This is a genomic window from Labedella phragmitis (assembly GCF_004078635.1).
Taxonomy (GTDB): domain Bacteria; phylum Actinomycetota; class Actinomycetes; order Actinomycetales; family Microbacteriaceae; genus Labedella; species Labedella phragmitis.
On sequence record NZ_RZNB01000003.1, the window covers coordinates 248,764 to 263,665 of the forward strand.

A 14,902-nucleotide genomic window follows, 5' to 3' on the forward strand; every position below is an offset into this window, starting at 1 on the left:
CGGACTGGCAGTAAGTCAGCGGACGAGCAGCACTTCGGCGAGACCGTCGAGGTGTTCGTCGAGCTTGCGGATGCCTCCCCAGCGGAAGCCGTGCCGCTCGTAGAACCGGCGAGCGCGCGGGTTCTCCTCGGCGACCCAGAGCTGCGCCGGGGCGTCACCGAGCACCGCGTCGAGAAGCGCGTCCCCGATGCCGCGCCCGTGCACCTCCGCGAGCGTGTAGATCATGGCGAGTTCGAGGGGCCGCTGCTGCACGCCGTCACGGCTCGGTCCCGCGGTCGCGAAACCGACGATGCGGCCGTCGAGCGCCGCGACCCGCGTCGTCCACCGGAGCGAGCCCGCTTCGGCCCGCTCGACGATCTCTCCCCACCACGTGCGCCGACGCTCGAGCGCCGCGTCGTCGTACATCTCCTCCGGCACGAGCCCCGCGTAGGTCTCACGCCAGCTCGTGACGTGCACGAGCGCGACGCCCTCGGCGTCGCCGGCACGCAGCGGTCGGATCACGGCATCGGGCACTGCTTCACGCTCCATGCCACCAGGCTAGGACAGCGGGATCGATCGCCTCCCCCCGATCGCGGCGCGCGACGCCTCAGAGCGGCTTCTCCTCGAGGCCCCACGGGGAGTCGTAGCCGAACGGGGCGGGACCGGCGAGGAGGTCGAGGAACGGCTTCGCCGGGAACGCTTCCGGCCCGAGCACTCCCGTGCCCGTCCAGACGCCCGTCGCGAGGAGCTCGAGCGCGATGACGGGGTTGATGGCCGTCTGCCACACGACCGCTTGCGAGCCGTACTCCGCCATCGTCTGCTCGTTGTCGGCCACGTGATAGAGGTAGGTCGAGCGCGGCTGCCCGTCCGTTCCGGTGCCGCGCACCCACACGCCAGCGCAGGTCTTGCCCGACATCGTGTCGCCGAGGGTCGCGGGGTCGGGCAGCGCGGCCGCCACGACGTCGCGCGGTGAGACGGCGACGCCCTTCACCATCACGGGCTCCGTCTTGTCGAGGCCGAGCTTGTGCAGCGTCTTCAGCACGTCGATGAACTCGTCGCCGAGGCCGTACTTGAACGTGACACGCTTGGCCTTCGTCCAGCGCGGCATGAGGAGGACCTCTTCGTGCTCGACGTTGACGCACTCGACGGCACCGATGCCCTCGGGGAAGTCGAAGACCTCCGGCTCGCTGAACGGCGCGGTCGTGTACCAGCCGCGCTCCTCCTCGAACACGACGGGCGGGTTGAGGCACTCCTCGATCGTCGTCCAGATCGAGAACGACGGCGCGAAGTCGTAGCCCGCGACGACGAGGTTCGCGCCGTCGCGCACCCCGAGCTCGTCGATCTCGCTGAAGAGCTCGTCCTCGGCGTACCGGGCGAAGACGTCGGAGAGCCCCGGCTCCACACCGATGCCCACGAGCGCGAGCCGGCCCTCCGCCTCCCACTCGTCGGCCTTCGCGAACTGCTCGTCGCCGAGCTTCACACCCGTCTCGACGTAGGGGTTCTCGGGGTGGGGCTTCGACAGGCTCATGGCCATGTCGAGGTAGGTCGCGCCCGCGGCGAAGGCTCCGTCGAAGATCGGCATGACGAACCGTGGGTCGACGGCGTTGAGCACATGCGTGATGCGGTGCTCGCGGATGAGCGCCACGACGGAGTCGGCGCTCGACCCGTCGACCTGCGCCGCGACGAGGCGGTCGTCGCCGACCTCGGCGACGAGGCGCTCCGGTCGGGCCGGGTCGTAGTCCGCCACGACGAGCGTCTCGAAGAAGGAGCGACGGACGGCGATGCGGACGGCCGCTGAGCCGACGCCGCCGGCGCCGACGATGAGGATCCTGACGGTCATGCTGAGTGCTCCTCGAGAATGGGTGGCGCGGTGAGCGGATGCGTCGGGCGGAACGGATCGAGCGTCAACGCGTCGATGTGGTGGCGGAGCGGGAGGGTCCGTCAATGGGTCGCGCTGCTCGTCATGCGATGCCGCCGACCACGGAGTAGGCGGCCTCAACGCCGCCGGTCTCGTCCCGCACACGGACGACGACGATCGACCCGTACGGCTCCCGCCACCTGCTGTGGAGGTACGCGTGTACCTCGGGCCCCCGCGGGACGGCGACATCGACGACGGTCCGGTGATCGTGCTCGTCGCCCTCCGGATTCACCGGCACCTGCTCGCCGTCGACCGTGACCACGAGGTCGGCGAGCGGGGACGTGCTCTCGACCTCGATGCGGGCCCGCACGACGACGGTGCCGTCCGCGCCCGGCTCGACCGCGGCGTCGAGCACTACGACGGGCGCCGCAGCCGGCCTCGCCGCCGGAGGGACGACCGCTGCACGCGGGAACACGTCGAGGGCGCGCTCCGGCGTCCGCGGCGGTGCCACACGCGCGTCCGCCGCCGCTTCGAAGGCGCCGGCGAGCGCCAGCAGACGCGCATCGTCGTAGGCGCGACCGGCGAACGTGAGCCCGACGGGCATCCCGATGTCGTCGAGGAGCCCCATCGTCACGGTGACGGTCGGGATGCCGAGGTGCCGGGGGATCGAATTGCCGTTCGAGAACGCGACGCCGTTCCGCCAGGCGATCTCACTCGAGGCCGGATCGACGTCCGCATCGGCCGGCGCGACGTCGGCGTTCGCGGGGAACACGATCGCGTCGAGACCCTGCTCGTCCATCCACTGCTCGAGATCGATGCGCCGCGTCTCCTCGAGGCCGCGCACCGCCTCGGCCATGCCGGGGAGATCGTCGAGGCCGATGTCGCGCTGCTTCGCGACCTCCACGAGTCGCTCCAGCTCCTCTGCGAGGTTCTCCGGGTTGGGGATCTCGCCGGGATTCTCGGGGAAGAGCAGCGCCCCGTCGACGTCGCGGAACCGGTTCAGGGCGGGATCGCCGTTGGACCGCAGATACTCGTCCCACGCGTAGATCGAGCCGAGCTCCCACTCCATGGCGCTGAACCCCGCGGGGACGAGCCCGCGTGTCTCGATCGTCCGGGCACCAGGTCGGTCGCCCTCGTAGTTCGTCACGGGCGGGAAGTCCGTCTCGACGACCGTCGCACCGAGCGACTCGAGGAGCGTGCGCGCGCTCCTCCAACGATCCATGATCGACTCGCGCGTCACGATCGGCTCGGCGATCTCCTCGTCGGCGTTGATGTACATGCGCGGCACACCGATACGCGCCCCCGCGAGCGCGCCGTCGTCGGCGAGCGCAGCGTAGGAGGCGGGCCGCACGTCGGCGAGCGGCGGCAACGCGACCCAGGGCTGCGTCCTCCAGAAGTCCCCACGCGGCTCGGGGTCGTCGGCGACGAGGACGTCGAGGAGCTCGAGCAGGTCCGGGACGCTCCGCGTGTGCGGGACGACGACGTCCATCGTCGGATACAACGGCCAGTTGCCACGCACGGAGATGACGCCGCGCGACGGCGTGTACGCGACGAGGCCGTTGTTCGATGCGGGCGACCGGCCGGAGGACCAGGTCTCCTCACCGAGCCCGATGATCGCGAGGCTCGCGGCCGTCCCGGCGCCGGAGCCGTTCGACGATCCGGATCCGAAGGCGGCAGGGAGGAAGTCCGCGTTGTACGGGCTCTCCGCTCGGCCGTAGAGACCTCGCTGCATCCCGCCGTCGGCCATGGGCGGCATGTTCGTGAGCCCGATGAGCACGGCCCCCGCGGCACGCATCCGCTCGATCGCGAACGCGTCGCGCGAGGCGATGAGGTCGGCGAAGGCTGGCGACCCGCTCGCGACCGTCAGACCCTCGACGGCGTAGCTGTCCTTCGCGGTGTAGGGAATGCCGTCGAGCGGACCGAGCGTCCGTCCGGTCCGCCGTCTCTCGTCCGAGGCCCTCGCCTCTTCGACCATCTGCGGGTTCAGCACGGGCACGGCGTTCAGGTGGATGCCGTGGCGGTCGTACCGCGCGATGCGCTCGAGGCACGCGGCCACGAGTTCGACACTCGTCACGACGCCGTCGTCGAGCGCGCGACGGGTGGCCGCGACGGTCGCCTCGGCGACGCTGTACCGCTCGGGACCGGACGCCCGGTCGACGTTTGTGGCCGCTTGATCGCGAGGGGTCATGAGCACCGTCGTCCTGTCGTGTCGGGGAGTGTCGAGGGATACTCTCCCGCATGCATCCCGATCGGTGCGATCACCCGATGCGGCGAGCCGCCCGGTGACCCGGAGCGGCTCGCGCCGTCAGACCGTCTCGAGCGGCTTGCGACCCCGGTGGAGCGCGACGATGCCGCCCGTGAGGTTGCGCCAGGCGACGTCGCGCCAACCGGCCTCGCGCAACCACGCCGCGAGCTTGGGCTGCGCCGGCCAGTCCTTGATGGACTCGTCGAGGTAGTCGTACGCGTCGGAGTTCGAGCTGACCACCTTGACGACCGTCGGCATGACGCGATCGAGGTAGAAGTCGTAGAGCCCGCGGAAGGCGCGGTTCGGAGGAGTCGAGAACTCGCAGATGACGATGCGCCCGCCCGGCTTGGTGACGCGCAGCATCTCGGCGATCGCCTTCTGCGGTCCCTCGACGTTGCGAAGACCGAAGGAGATCGTGACAGCGTCGAATTCGGCGTCGCCGAACGGCAGAGCCGTCGCGTCGGCCTCGACGAACTCCACGTTCGCGAGGTGGCCGTACTTGCGGCGCCCGACCTCGAGCATTCCCGGCGAGAAGTCGGCGGCGACGATGCTCGCGCCCGACGCTGCGAATGCGGCGCTCGACGTACCCGTACCGGCGGCGAGGTCGAGGACGCGCTCGCCCGGCCGCGGGTCGACGGCGCGCGTCGTGGCGATGCGCCAGAGCTTGTCGTTGCCGACGGAGAGCACCGTGTTGGTGCGGTCGTAGTGCGTCGACACCTCGTCGAACATCGCCGAGACCTGACCGGGTTGCTTCGAGAGATCGGCTTTGCTGTTCACCCCGCCAGTCTAGGACCGTGCACCCCTCCGGAGCCTGGGCGCGGACCGGGTGGACGCGCCGTCGCCCGCGGCGGAGACTGGAGGCATGAGGCGGTACGGGAGGCGTCGCGCGGGAACCGTGGTCGCGTCGTGCGCCGCGAGCGCAGCGCTCCTCGTCGGATGCAGCGCCGGACCCCTGGTGGCGCCGAACCCGAACATGCCGGCCGACACGTCGATGCCCTCGCCGTCGGCGACCGACGCCGGCACGGTGACTCCGCTCGACGACGGCTCCTACCGCGCGGCCGTCTACGTCGCCGACGGTCCGGTCACGGGCGACGTCCTCGCGGCCGGCACGCTCGTGGATCTCGGTGGCGGGTGCCTCGGCCTCGAAGCGGAGGACGGGCGACGGAGCCTCGTCGCCTTCCCCGCCGGGACGACCCTCGAGGACGGCGTGGTGTCGCCGATCGGGATGGCGTCGTTCGGACTCGGGCAGCCGCTCCGCTACACCGGGAGCGCAGGCTCCGTCGACCGCCCGCGCTCCGCCCTCGCGCTTCCGGAGGGCTGCCCGGCCGATGTTGCGGACGTCTGGTACTTCGTCGTCCCCGCGAGCGCGGGCGTCGACGGTCCGGGCGACGACTGACCGCTCGCACGATGCGCTGCTCGTCCCCGGCCCCGGACCGGCGCCGCCCACCGGGCTTAGGCTGGAATCCGTGATCAGCACCGGCACCACTCCAGCCCTCGTCGCCTCGACGAAGCGGGCGGACGTCGTCGGCCCCTTGCTCGCCCACGCCGACGCACAGCGTCCGCTCGTCTGGTCGCGGCGGGGCGACGGGCTCGTCGGGATCGGCGAGGTGCTGCGGCTCGAGTTCTCGGGCCCCGAGCGCATGAGGGACGCCGCGGCGGCCTGGCGCGAGGTCGCGTCGGCCGCGACCGTGACGGACGGCGTCCAGGTCTCGGGATCGGGACTCGTCGCCTTCGGGACCTTCGCGTTCTCGGCCGAGTCCGAGGCTCGGAGCGTGCTCATCGTGCCGCGCACGATTGTGGGGCGCCACGGGTCGACGACTTTCGTGACACGCATCCGTCGGGCGGACGAGCCGGATGACGACGCGCGCCTCACGGCCTCCCGCCGCTTCGGCGACGAGTTCCGCATCTCGCTCTCGGCCGGCGAGGAGACCGCCGACGGGTACATCGACCACGTGGGGCAGGCGATCGATCGGATCGCGAGCGGAGCGCTGTCGAAGGTCGTACTCGCGCGCGAGCTGAGCGGTCACGTCCCGGCCGGCGCCGACCTCCGCCGCGTCATCACCGACCTCGCCCTCGGCTACCCCGACTGCTGGACCTTCGCCGTCGACGGACTGATCGGGTCGAGCCCGGAGACGCTCGTCCGTGTCGAGGCCGGCACGGTGGGCGCACGGGTGCTCGCCGGTACGGCGTCACGGGGGGTCAACGCCGAGGCCGACCAGAAGGCGGCCCTCGCTCTCGTGACATCGACGAAGGACCAGGACGAGCACCAGTTCGCGGTGCGGAGCGCCGTCGAGTCCCTCCGACCACACACCCGCCATCTCGCGACGAGCGAGGTGCCCTTCGCCCTCAAGCTGCCGAACCTCTGGCACCTCGCGACCGATCTCGAGGGCGCGATCGACGGCGGTGCCTCCTCCATCGACCTCATCGACGCGATGCACCCGACCGCGGCCGTCGCAGGCTCGCCACGGGAGGAAGCCGTCGCGCTCATCGCCGAGCTGGAACCGTTCGACCGGGGCCGCTACTCGGGACCGGTCGGCTGGGTCGACGCCTCCGGCGACGGCGAGTGGGCGATCGCGCTCCGCTGCGCCCAGGTCGACGAGGACGGCGATGTCACGGCCTATGCGGGCTGCGGCATCGTCGTCGACTCGGATCCGGCGGCGGAGCTCGCCGAGACACGCATGAAGTTCCGCCCCATCGTCGACGCCTTCGGCTGACCCGCTCCCCCTCCTCCTGGGTTGTCACAGATCCGCTGTCCAACGGCCCGAAGACAGCGGATTCGCGTCGACCCGACGGGACGACTCCGGGCCGTCAGCTCCCCGCGAGGCGCTCCTTCTCGTGCTCGACGTCGAAGTCGGCCGCGGGCCACTGCGGATCGATCGACTCGAGCGCCTCGATGAGGAGCTGCTGGACGGCGAGTCGAGCGAACCACTTCTTGTCCGCCGGCACGACGTTCCACGGCACCTCCTCGGTCGAGGTGCGCTCGAGCGCCACCTGGTACGCGGTCTGGTAGTCGTCCCACAGCAACCGCTCGTCGACGTCGCCCGGGTTGTACTTCCAGTGCTTGTCCGGACGCTCGAGCCGTTCGCCGAGTCGCTTCTTCTGCTCGTCCCGACCGACGTGCAGCATGATCTTCACGACGCGGATCCCGCGCTCGACGAGTCCCCGCTCGAAGTCGACGATCGCGCCGTAGCGGCGCTCGAGTTCCTCGTCGGAGGCGAGGGAGCGGACCAGGCCGATGAGGACGTCCTCGTAGTGGGAGCGGTCGAACACGCCGATCAGCCCGGGCGCCGGGACCCGACGCTCGACGCGCCAGAGGAAGTCGTGCGCGAGCTCCTCCTCCGTCGGCTTCTTGAAGGCCGTGATCACGACGCCCTGCGGGTCCACGGCACCGACGACGTGTCGCATGATCCCGCCCTTGCCCGCCGTGTCCATGCCCTGGACGATGAGGAGGACGGCGTCGCGCGCTCCTCCCGTGCTCGCGGCGAAGAGCCGCTCCTGCAGTTCGGCGAGGCGCCCGACGTGGGACTCGAGCTCCGCCGTTCCGTGCTTCTTCGGGCTGCGCCGCCCCTCGGTCGCGAAACCGGGAGTGGAACCGGGATCCGCGTCGGCGAGGCGGAAGCCCGGGCCGACGCGCAGTGTCGAAGCGTCCATGACGCCATCCTCCCGACTCCGTCGCCTCGGCGACACCCCTCCCTCGGCCGCTGCGGGAACCTCAGCGCTCGAGCGGAACCTCGACGAGCGTCGGCCCGGCCGTCGGTGCCGTGAGCGCCTGATCGAGGTCGGCGCGAGTGGCAGCCCGCGTGTAGCTCCATCCGAAGCCCTGCGCGAGCGCCGCGAAGTCGACGGGACGCGGCGTGTAGAGCACGCGATCGATGTCGTCCTCGCGAGCGGAGGAGGCGACCTCGAGGCCGTCGAAGATCGTGCCGCCGCCGTCGTTGCCGACGACGAGCTGCAGTCGCGGGACGCTCTCGCCGACAGCGAGCAGCAGGCTGCCGATGTCGTGCAGGGCCGTCAGATCACCGACGAGGACGCGCGTGACGCCCGCTCCCCCTCCGCGCTGGCTCGCCGTCGCGATCCCGAGGGCCGTCGAGACGGTGCCGTCGATGCCGGCGAGACCGCGATTGGCGTGTACACGGACCTTCTTGCCACCGACCACCGCGTCGGCCTCGCGGATGAGTCGCGACGCTCCGAGGACGAGCCGGTCGTGCGGCCAGGTCGCTCGCCACACGGCCTCGACGAGCAAGCGGCGGTCGACCGGCTGCCGGACGGCGGAGAACTCGGCCTTGACGTAGGCGAGCCGCTCGGCGCGGTCGTGGGAGTGCGCCGCTTCCAGGTCGGGAGCCACGTCGCGGGACTCGGCCTCGGCGATCGCACGCGACGCCGTCACCCAGCCCCCGAGCCACTGCCGGTCGACGGGGCCTTCGACGACGGAGACGGACGACACGACGCGGACGGGTCGCCTGCCCGGGTTGTAGACCTCGCCGCCCGTCGGCGCGACGATCGTGACGTCGAGGCCGTCCCGTGTCAGGAGCGCGGGGATCTCCCGGCTGAGCGTCGGATGTCCGAACACGACGACGCGTTCGATGCGGCCGCCGAGCTCGGGCTCCGCGAGGAGCCGACGGTAGGCGACGACGAGGTTGCGACCGTAACGGGCGTCGCTCGACACCTCGGCGATGAGCGGCCAACCGCCCGCGTGGGCGAGCGCCTCGGCCGCGGGGCCGGCGGCGTGCCCCGCGACGACGACGGTGCGCTTGTCGCGATCGAGGAGGACGGACGGCCGGTACACCGCTGTCGGAGCAGCGGACGGCGGTGTCACGAGCCCCTCGTCGTCGGTGAGCGCGTCGACGAGCTGGTGCGGCACATGCACGAAGCCCGAGGAGAGCGGCTCGCGGAAGGCCAGGTTGAGGTGCACGGGTCCGGCTCCGGCCTCGCCGCGACCGGCGGAAAAGGAGACGGCGTTGTCCGCGAGCTCGTCGGCCGCCCGTGCCTCGCTCCGGAGACCCGAGGGGGCGGCGACGTCGACCGCGAAGCGGACGGCTCCCGCGAAGATCCCGGGCTGCACGGTCGTCTGATTCGACCGGACGCCCCGCAGCTCCTCCGGACGGTCCGCCGTGAGCAGGATGAGGGGAACGAGCGAGTGGTGCGCCTCGAGGACGGCCGGGTGGAGGTTCGCGACGGCTGTCCCCGACGTCACGACGACCGCGACGGGACGGCGCGACTCCACGGCGAGCCCGAGCGCGAAGAAACCGGCCGCCCGCTCGTCGATCCGCACGTGGAGAGCGAGAGCGCCGGCACGCTCGAAGGCCGCCGCGGCGAGCGCGAGCGCTTGAGACCGCGAACCCGGGGACACCACGACGTCGCGCACACCGCGCCGCACGAGCCCCTCCAGGAGGGCGGCGGCGAAGGCGGTAGAGGGGGCGGGCGACTGGTCCTCGGCGGAGAGGGACTGACCGTCAGACATGCAGTGGACTCTATCGGTCCCGCGAATCGCCGTCCTGGCGGTCGGCACCGTGATCGGCCTGGTCGTCCGGGAGGGTATCGGGGTGGCCGGGGGCAGGACCATCGGGGTCGGTCGACTCGGAATCGAGTGCCGCGAGTTCCTCCTCGAGGCGGCGGATCCTGTCGTCCTGCTCCGCGTCGCGGCCGAGACGGCCGAGGAACGCGGGGTCGTCGTCGGGCGCGCGTGGGCCGGCGGCAACGGCGGTGTTCTTGCGTCCACGGCCGATGAGGAACCACAACACGATCCCGATGACGGGGAGGACGATGATGACGACGATCCAGACCGGCTTCGGCAATCCACGGACGCGGTCGCTCGCCATCATGGCGCAATCCACGACCGCATAGATCGTGACCACCACGACGATGACGGCGAGTCCGAGGAGCAGACGGGGCATGCCGTCATGATATCCGCCGAAACTGGACGTCGTCCGTGGTGCCCGCGCTCGCCCGGGCACGTCCGACGGGCTCCCGACCGTCTCCCGACACCCGGCACGTACACTTGACGGGTGAATCGCGTGCCTCCCGTCCTCGTCTACACGGTCCTCCGGCTGCTCGCGTTCCTCGTCCCCCTCGGTGTCCTGCTCGTGCTGCGTATCGAGCCGTGGATCGCGGCCGTGCTCGCGGCCCTCATCGGCATGGCCCTCTCGTTCATCCTCCTGCGCTCACCGCGTGAGCAGATCGCGAAGGACATCTACGCGCGGCGGCACGGCGACCACCGGCCCGACCACACCGACGAGGACGCTGAGGACTCCACACCCGCCTGACCTCCGGCGTCGCACGGACGGCGCGGCGACGAACGACGACGGCCCCGCGGTTCGCACCGCGGGGCCGTCGTCTCGAGGTCGATCGGATCAGAACGCGAGCGCCCAGAACCACGCGAGGCCGTAGAGCAACTGCGTGATCCCCACGAGGCGGAGCGCCACGATCAGTTCGCGCGGCTGCTGCGCCGTCGCGACGATCACGCACGCCGGGAGCGCGGCGAGGAGGGCGAAGAGCGAGAACCACAGCTCCGGGAAGAGGAACGCCACCCACGCCGCGAGCACGAACGGCACGATGAGGAAGACGATGAACAGCACCCGCGAGGCCGTCGATCCGATGATGACGCTGAGCGTGCGCTTGCCGACGAGCCGGTCCTGATCGCGGTCGCGCAAGTTGTTGACGAGGATCGCCGAACACGCGATGAGGCCGGCGCCCGTCGCCCCGAACCATGCTTCCTGGCTGAGCATCCCCACCTGCACGAACATCGTGCCGAGGGTCGCGACGAGGCCGAAGAAGAGGAAGACGAAGACCTCACCGAGGGCGAAATACCCGTACGGCCGCTTCCCGCCCGTGTAGAACCAGGCCGCCGCGATGCTCGCGGCACCGACGATGAGGAGCCACCAGTACTGCGTGATCACGGTGAGCGTGATCCCCGCGACGGCGGCGATGCCGAAGAAGACGAACGCGACGGCGAGCACGGTGCGCGCCTTCGCCCGCCCCGAACCCACGAGCCGCGACGGGCCGACGCGCACGGCGTCGGTGCCGCGGATCCCGTCGGAGTAGTCGTTCGCGAAGTTCACGGCGATCTGCAGCGACACGGCGATCACGAGGCACAGGAGCGCCCTGGCCCAGTGGTACTCGCCGGGACCCGCCGCGAAGATCGCGGCGCCCGTGCCGATGAGCACGGGGGCGACCGCCATCGGAAGGGTGCGCACGCGCGCGCCCTCGACCCAGTCGCCGAAGCGGGCGGGACGCACGTTCTCGAGGCGTCGGGCAGCCGGGTTGCCGCTCTTGCCCTTCGCCTTGGGGCGGTTGCCGCCCCCTCCGCGGGCACCGGCCTCCGCGATGACCTTCGCGGCGCCCGACTTCGCGTCGATCGACTTCTGCTTGGCCGCCCGCTCCTGCTGGGTGCGACTCGGGGTCGCGGCGCCCTTCTTGGAGGACGACTTCTGCGCCGCCCCCCGCGCGGCGCCGGCGGACGCCGCGGTCTCCTCCGTCCCGCTCGCGCCGGATCGCTCCGTCGACGACTTCTTCCCGCCGAGGGCCCCAGCGGGGTCGAGCCTCTGTTCTTTCGCAGCCACGTGCCGACCTTTCGTTCGTGGAGATTCTAGAGCGTGGACGCGTCGGTGCCGTGATCGGCGAGTCCCGGGCCCGATCGCGCGACGAGCCGGGCGATCGCTCGTCGGTCCGGTTTCCCCGTCGCGAGCATCGGGATCTCGTCGAGCCGGACGATGCGCGCGGGACGCGCGGCGACCCCGAGCGACTCCTCGGCGGCGCGGCGGATGCCGGGGAGCATCCCGTCCGGCGCCCGTGAGTCGGCGACGACGACGGGGACGCTCCCCCACCGCGCGTCCTCGGCTCCCACCACGACGGCTTCCCCGAACCCTGCTCGCTCCCTGACGAGCGCCTCGATGCGATCCAGGGAGACGTTGACGCCGCCGGAGACGATGACGTTGTCGATGCGACCGAAGACGTCGACGACGCCGTGCTCGTCGATGCTCCCGGCGTCGCCGGTGCGGTACCACCGGACTCCGTCGTCCTCTCGAAAGGCCGCCGCGGTGCGCTCTGGTTCACCGAGATAGCCGAGAGCGAGGGTCGCGCCGCCGATCTCGATCTCGCCATCGGCGAGACGTACGAGCACGCCGTCGAGCGGACGACCGTCGTAGACGCACCCGCCCGCCGTCTCGCTCGAGCCGTAACTGCGCACGAGACGAACGCCCTCGGTCTCGGCCCGGTCGCGCAACGCCACGGGAACGGCCTGTCCGCCGACGATGACGGCGTCGAATGCGGCGAGCGCTCCTCGCCCCGCGTCGTCGTCGAGCAGACGGGACACTTGAGCCGGAACGAGCGCCGTGTAGGTGCGAGACGCCCCGACGGCCGCTCGCGCGGCCCCGTCCACGAATGCGTCGACGCTGAAGACGCCACCTGGAAGGATTTCGGGCGTCGTCCCGGCGATCACCGAGCGCACGAGCACCTGGATGCCCGCCACGTAGTGCGCCGGCATCGCGAGCACCCACCGGCCGGGGCCGCCCACGGCGTGCTCGGTCGCCGTCGCACTCGCGACGAGGGCCGCGGCGGAGAGCGCGACGCGTTTCGGGTAGCCGCTCGAACCGGAGGTCGCGATGACGACGGCGACGTCGTCGTCGATTTCCTCGGCGGACCCGACCTCGGTCGGCGCCGCTGACAGCACGCGGTCGCCGACCGGGGTGGGCTGGACGGCGGGTTCGTTCCCCTCGATCGCGCGCGCGACCGCCTCCATGAGCCGCACGGGGTCATCGGCTCCGACGCGCCGCAGCTCTCTGCTCACGCGCGGTCCATCGTCAGTAGTGCCAGGGGAACGCCGACCAGTCGGGTTCGCGCTTCTCCAAAAAGGAGTCGCGACCCTCGACGGCCTCGTCGGTGCCGTAGGCGAGTCGCGTCGCCTCACCCGCGAAGACCTGCTGGCCGACGAGCCCGTCGTCGACGGCGTTGAACGCGAACTTGAGCATGCGGATCGCCGTCGGCGACTTGCCCAGGATGGTGCGGGCCCACGCGATCGCGGTCTGCTCGAGTTCGGCGTGCGGCACGGCCGCATTGATCGCTCCCGTCGCGAGCGCGCGCTCGGCAGAGTACTCCTCGGCGAGGAAGAAGACCTCCCTCGCGAACTTCTGTCCCACCTGCCGAGCGAAATACGCGCTGCCGTAACCCGCGTCGAACGACCCGACGTCGGCGTCCGTCTGCTTGAAGCGGCCGTGCTCGACGCTCGCGATCGTGAGGTCGCACACGACGTGCAGCGAGTGACCTCCCCCTGCGGCCCACCCGGGTACGACCGCGATGACGACTTTCGGCATGAACCGGATGAGTCGCTGCACCTCGAGGATGTGCAGGCGCCCGGAGCGCGCGGGCTCGACGGACTCGGCGGTGTCGCCCTCCGCGTACCGGTAGCCGTCACGGCCGCGGATGCGCTGGTCGCCGCCGGAGCAGAACGCCCAGCCGCCGTCCTTCGGACTCGGTCCGTTGCCCGTGAGGAGCACGACGCCGATCCGCGGGTTCTGGCGGGCGTCGTCGAGCACTCGCGCGAGCTCGTCGACCGTGCGGGGCCGGAACGCGTTCCGCACCTCGGGACGGTCGAACGCGACGCGAGCGATCCGCCCGTCGGTCGACTGGTGGTAGGTGATGTCCCCGAGGTCGTCGAAGCCCGGGGCCTCGGTCCACACGGATTCGTCGAACAGCTCGGAGACGCTCATCGCTCCAGCTTAAGCCCGCGACTCGGCGCGACCGCGGCGCGGATCTCGTCGCTCGCCATGCTCCGATTGTGGCAGGTCGAGGGTGCGATCGGGCGGTCGATGCCAGACTGAGCCCATGGATCCGCTCGCCGCACCGGTGCCGAGCGTCGAGGACCTCGTCGCGTCGGCCCACGTCGTCTCTCTGCCGCTCACGACGCGATTCCGCGGGATCACGGTTCGCGAGGCCGTCGTCTTCGACGGCCCGATGCGTGCGACGGAGTTCTCGCCGTTCGTCGAATACGGCGACGTCGAGGCCTCGACCTGGTTGCGCGCCGCGATCGAATTCGGGTGGACCGAACAGCCGCCGATCCGCCGCGACTCCATCCGCGTCAACGCGACGGTCCCGTCCGTCCCCGCTCATGAGGTCGCGGGCATACTCGCGCGGTTCCCGGGCTGCCGCACCGCGAAGGTCAAGGTCGCCGAACCCTCACAGACCCGGGAGGACGATGTCGCCCGCGTGCGCGCCGTCCGAGAGGCCCTCGGCCCGGAAGGGCGTATCCGCGTGGACGCGAACGGGGGCTGGAACGTCGACGAAGCAGAACACGCCGTCCACGACCTCGCCCCGTTCGACCTCGAGTACGTCGAGCAGCCGTGCGCGAACGTCGAGGAACTCGTCGAGCTGCGCACGCGCATCCGCTGGATGGGTGTTCCCATCGCGGCGGACGAGAGCGTCCGGAAGGCGGAGGACCCGCTGGCCGTCGCGCGCGCGGAAGCGGCGGACGTCCTCGTCGTGAAGGCGCAGCCCCTCGGCGGCATCCGTCGCGCCCTCCGCATCCTGGAGCGGACCGGCCTCCCCGTCGTGGTGTCGAGCGCACTCGACACCTCGGTCGGACTCGCAATGGGTGCGAGACTCGCGGCCGCGGTCCCCGAGCTCGAGTTCGATTGCGGGCTCGGCACGGCGGCGTTGCTGGCTGCGGACGTGACCGAGGACCCGCTTCTGCCGGTCGACGGAGCCGTCCCCGTGCGCGACGTCGACCTGTCGCCCGAGCTCCTGGCTCGCTACGCGGCGGATCGCGACCGCACCGCATGGTGGCTCGAGCGCATCGAGCGCTGCCACCGTCTCCTCACCGACTGAGC

At 71.4% G+C, this 14,902-nt stretch carries 13 protein-coding genes and 1 pseudogene; 4 read left to right on the plus strand and 10 right to left on the minus strand.

The genetic code is table 11. The features are described 5' to 3' along the window. Positions 1–15: 15 nt before the first annotated feature. The 4 genes and pseudogenes from ELQ90_RS09215 to ELQ90_RS09230 all read right to left on the minus strand — a co-directional run bounded on the left by ELQ90_RS09215 (position 16) and on the right by ELQ90_RS09230 (position 4,859). On the minus strand, positions 16–528 hold the full coding sequence (locus ELQ90_RS09215; protein ID WP_128494977.1) for a GNAT family N-acetyltransferase: 513 nt from the start codon (positions 526–528) through the stop codon (positions 16–18). 58 nt (positions 529–586) lie between these two features. Beyond that, entirely contained in the window at positions 587–1,819 is a 1,233-nt protein-coding gene (locus tag ELQ90_RS09220) for a saccharopine dehydrogenase family protein (RefSeq protein WP_128494978.1), read from the minus strand. Between the two features lie 508 nt (positions 1,820–2,327). After that, positions 2,328–4,025 (minus strand): annotated as a pseudogene (locus tag ELQ90_RS09225) (amidase); the annotation flags it as partial. 117 nt (positions 4,026–4,142) lie between these two features. Then, positions 4,143–4,859 (minus strand): demethylmenaquinone methyltransferase, encoded by a 717-nt coding sequence (locus tag ELQ90_RS09230; protein WP_341810313.1) that lies wholly within the window; start codon positions 4,857–4,859, stop codon positions 4,143–4,145. An 85-nt stretch (positions 4,860–4,944) separates the two neighbouring features. Between ELQ90_RS09230 and ELQ90_RS09235 the strand changes: the two genes are divergently transcribed. Together ELQ90_RS09235 and ELQ90_RS09240 are read left to right on the plus strand one after the other, a co-directional pair. Next, the gene (locus tag ELQ90_RS09235) at positions 4,945–5,478 is read left to right on the plus strand and encodes a hypothetical protein (RefSeq protein WP_128494980.1); all 534 of its coding nucleotides are present in this window, start codon (positions 4,945–4,947) and stop codon (positions 5,476–5,478) included. 73 nt (positions 5,479–5,551) lie between these two features. Next, positions 5,552–6,796, plus strand: a complete 1,245-nt coding sequence (locus ELQ90_RS09240) for an isochorismate synthase (RefSeq protein ID WP_424980811.1) — start codon at positions 5,552–5,554, stop codon at positions 6,794–6,796. A gap of 94 nt (positions 6,797–6,890) precedes the next feature. On the opposite strand, the gene ELQ90_RS09245 is transcribed toward ELQ90_RS09240, so the two are convergent. The 3 genes from ELQ90_RS09245 to ELQ90_RS09255 form a co-directional block, all read right to left on the minus strand. Next, positions 6,891–7,733, minus strand: a complete 843-nt coding sequence (locus ELQ90_RS09245) for a PPK2 family polyphosphate kinase (protein WP_128494982.1) — start codon at positions 7,731–7,733, stop codon at positions 6,891–6,893. A gap of 61 nt (positions 7,734–7,794) precedes the next feature. Continuing rightward, positions 7,795–9,543, minus strand: a complete 1,749-nt coding sequence (gene menD / locus ELQ90_RS09250) for a 2-succinyl-5-enolpyruvyl-6-hydroxy-3-cyclohexene-1-carboxylic-acid synthase (RefSeq protein WP_128494983.1) — start codon at positions 9,541–9,543, stop codon at positions 7,795–7,797. 10 nt (positions 9,544–9,553) lie between these two features. Further along, positions 9,554–9,976: a PLDc N-terminal domain-containing protein gene (locus ELQ90_RS09255; RefSeq protein ID WP_128494984.1), complete on the minus strand. Its 423-nt coding sequence runs from the start codon at positions 9,974–9,976 to the stop codon at positions 9,554–9,556. A 111-nt stretch (positions 9,977–10,087) separates the two neighbouring features. Here ELQ90_RS09255 and ELQ90_RS09260 point away from each other — a divergent pair, with 111 nt between their 5' ends. Further along, positions 10,088–10,345, plus strand: a complete 258-nt coding sequence (locus ELQ90_RS09260) for a DUF4229 domain-containing protein (RefSeq protein WP_243696096.1) — start codon at positions 10,088–10,090, stop codon at positions 10,343–10,345. Positions 10,346–10,432: 87 nt separating this feature from the next. On the opposite strand, the gene ELQ90_RS09265 is transcribed toward ELQ90_RS09260, so the two are convergent. The 3 genes from ELQ90_RS09265 to ELQ90_RS09275 form a co-directional block, all read right to left on the minus strand. Then, positions 10,433–11,407, minus strand: a complete 975-nt coding sequence (locus ELQ90_RS09265) for a 1,4-dihydroxy-2-naphthoate polyprenyltransferase (RefSeq protein ID WP_128495207.1) — start codon at positions 11,405–11,407, stop codon at positions 10,433–10,435. Positions 11,408–11,667: 260 nt separating this feature from the next. After that, positions 11,668–12,867, minus strand: coding sequence for an AMP-binding protein (locus ELQ90_RS09270; RefSeq protein WP_243696098.1), 1,200 nt, complete (start codon positions 12,865–12,867; stop codon positions 11,668–11,670). A 13-nt stretch (positions 12,868–12,880) separates the two neighbouring features. Further along, positions 12,881–13,786 carry a 1,4-dihydroxy-2-naphthoyl-CoA synthase gene (locus ELQ90_RS09275; RefSeq protein WP_128494985.1) on the minus strand — a complete coding sequence of 302 codons (906 nt, stop codon included), beginning with the start codon at positions 13,784–13,786 and terminating at the stop codon, positions 12,881–12,883. A 115-nt stretch (positions 13,787–13,901) separates the two neighbouring features. Here ELQ90_RS09275 and ELQ90_RS09280 point away from each other — a divergent pair, with 115 nt between their 5' ends. Beyond that, entirely contained in the window at positions 13,902–14,900 is a 999-nt protein-coding gene (locus tag ELQ90_RS09280) for an o-succinylbenzoate synthase (protein ID WP_128494986.1), read from the plus strand. Positions 14,901–14,902: the final 2 nt, after the last annotated feature.

What these genes read in the sequence shown, in the direction of transcription:
- ELQ90_RS09215 (WP_128494977.1), bottom strand. Translation starts at nt 528, where the DNA reads ATGGAGCGTGAAGCAGTGCCCGATGCCGTGATCCGACCGCTGCGTGCC.
- ELQ90_RS09220 (WP_128494978.1), bottom strand. Translation starts at nt 1,819, where the DNA reads ATGACCGTCAGGATCCTCATCGTCGGCGCCGGCGGCGTCGGCTCAGCG.
- ELQ90_RS09235 (WP_128494980.1), top strand. Translation starts at nt 4,945, where the DNA reads ATGAGGCGGTACGGGAGGCGTCGCGCGGGAACCGTGGTCGCGTCGTGC.
- ELQ90_RS09245 (WP_128494982.1), bottom strand. Translation starts at nt 7,733, where the DNA reads ATGGACGCTTCGACACTGCGCGTCGGCCCGGGCTTCCGCCTCGCCGAC.
- menD (WP_128494983.1), bottom strand. Translation starts at nt 9,543, where the DNA reads ATGTCTGACGGTCAGTCCCTCTCCGCCGAGGACCAGTCGCCCGCCCCC.
- ELQ90_RS09255 (WP_128494984.1), bottom strand. Translation starts at nt 9,976, where the DNA reads ATGCCCCGTCTGCTCCTCGGACTCGCCGTCATCGTCGTGGTGGTCACG.
- ELQ90_RS09275 (WP_128494985.1), bottom strand. Translation starts at nt 13,786, where the DNA reads ATGAGCGTCTCCGAGCTGTTCGACGAATCCGTGTGGACCGAGGCCCCG.
- ELQ90_RS09280 (WP_128494986.1), top strand. Translation starts at nt 13,902, where the DNA reads ATGGATCCGCTCGCCGCACCGGTGCCGAGCGTCGAGGACCTCGTCGCG.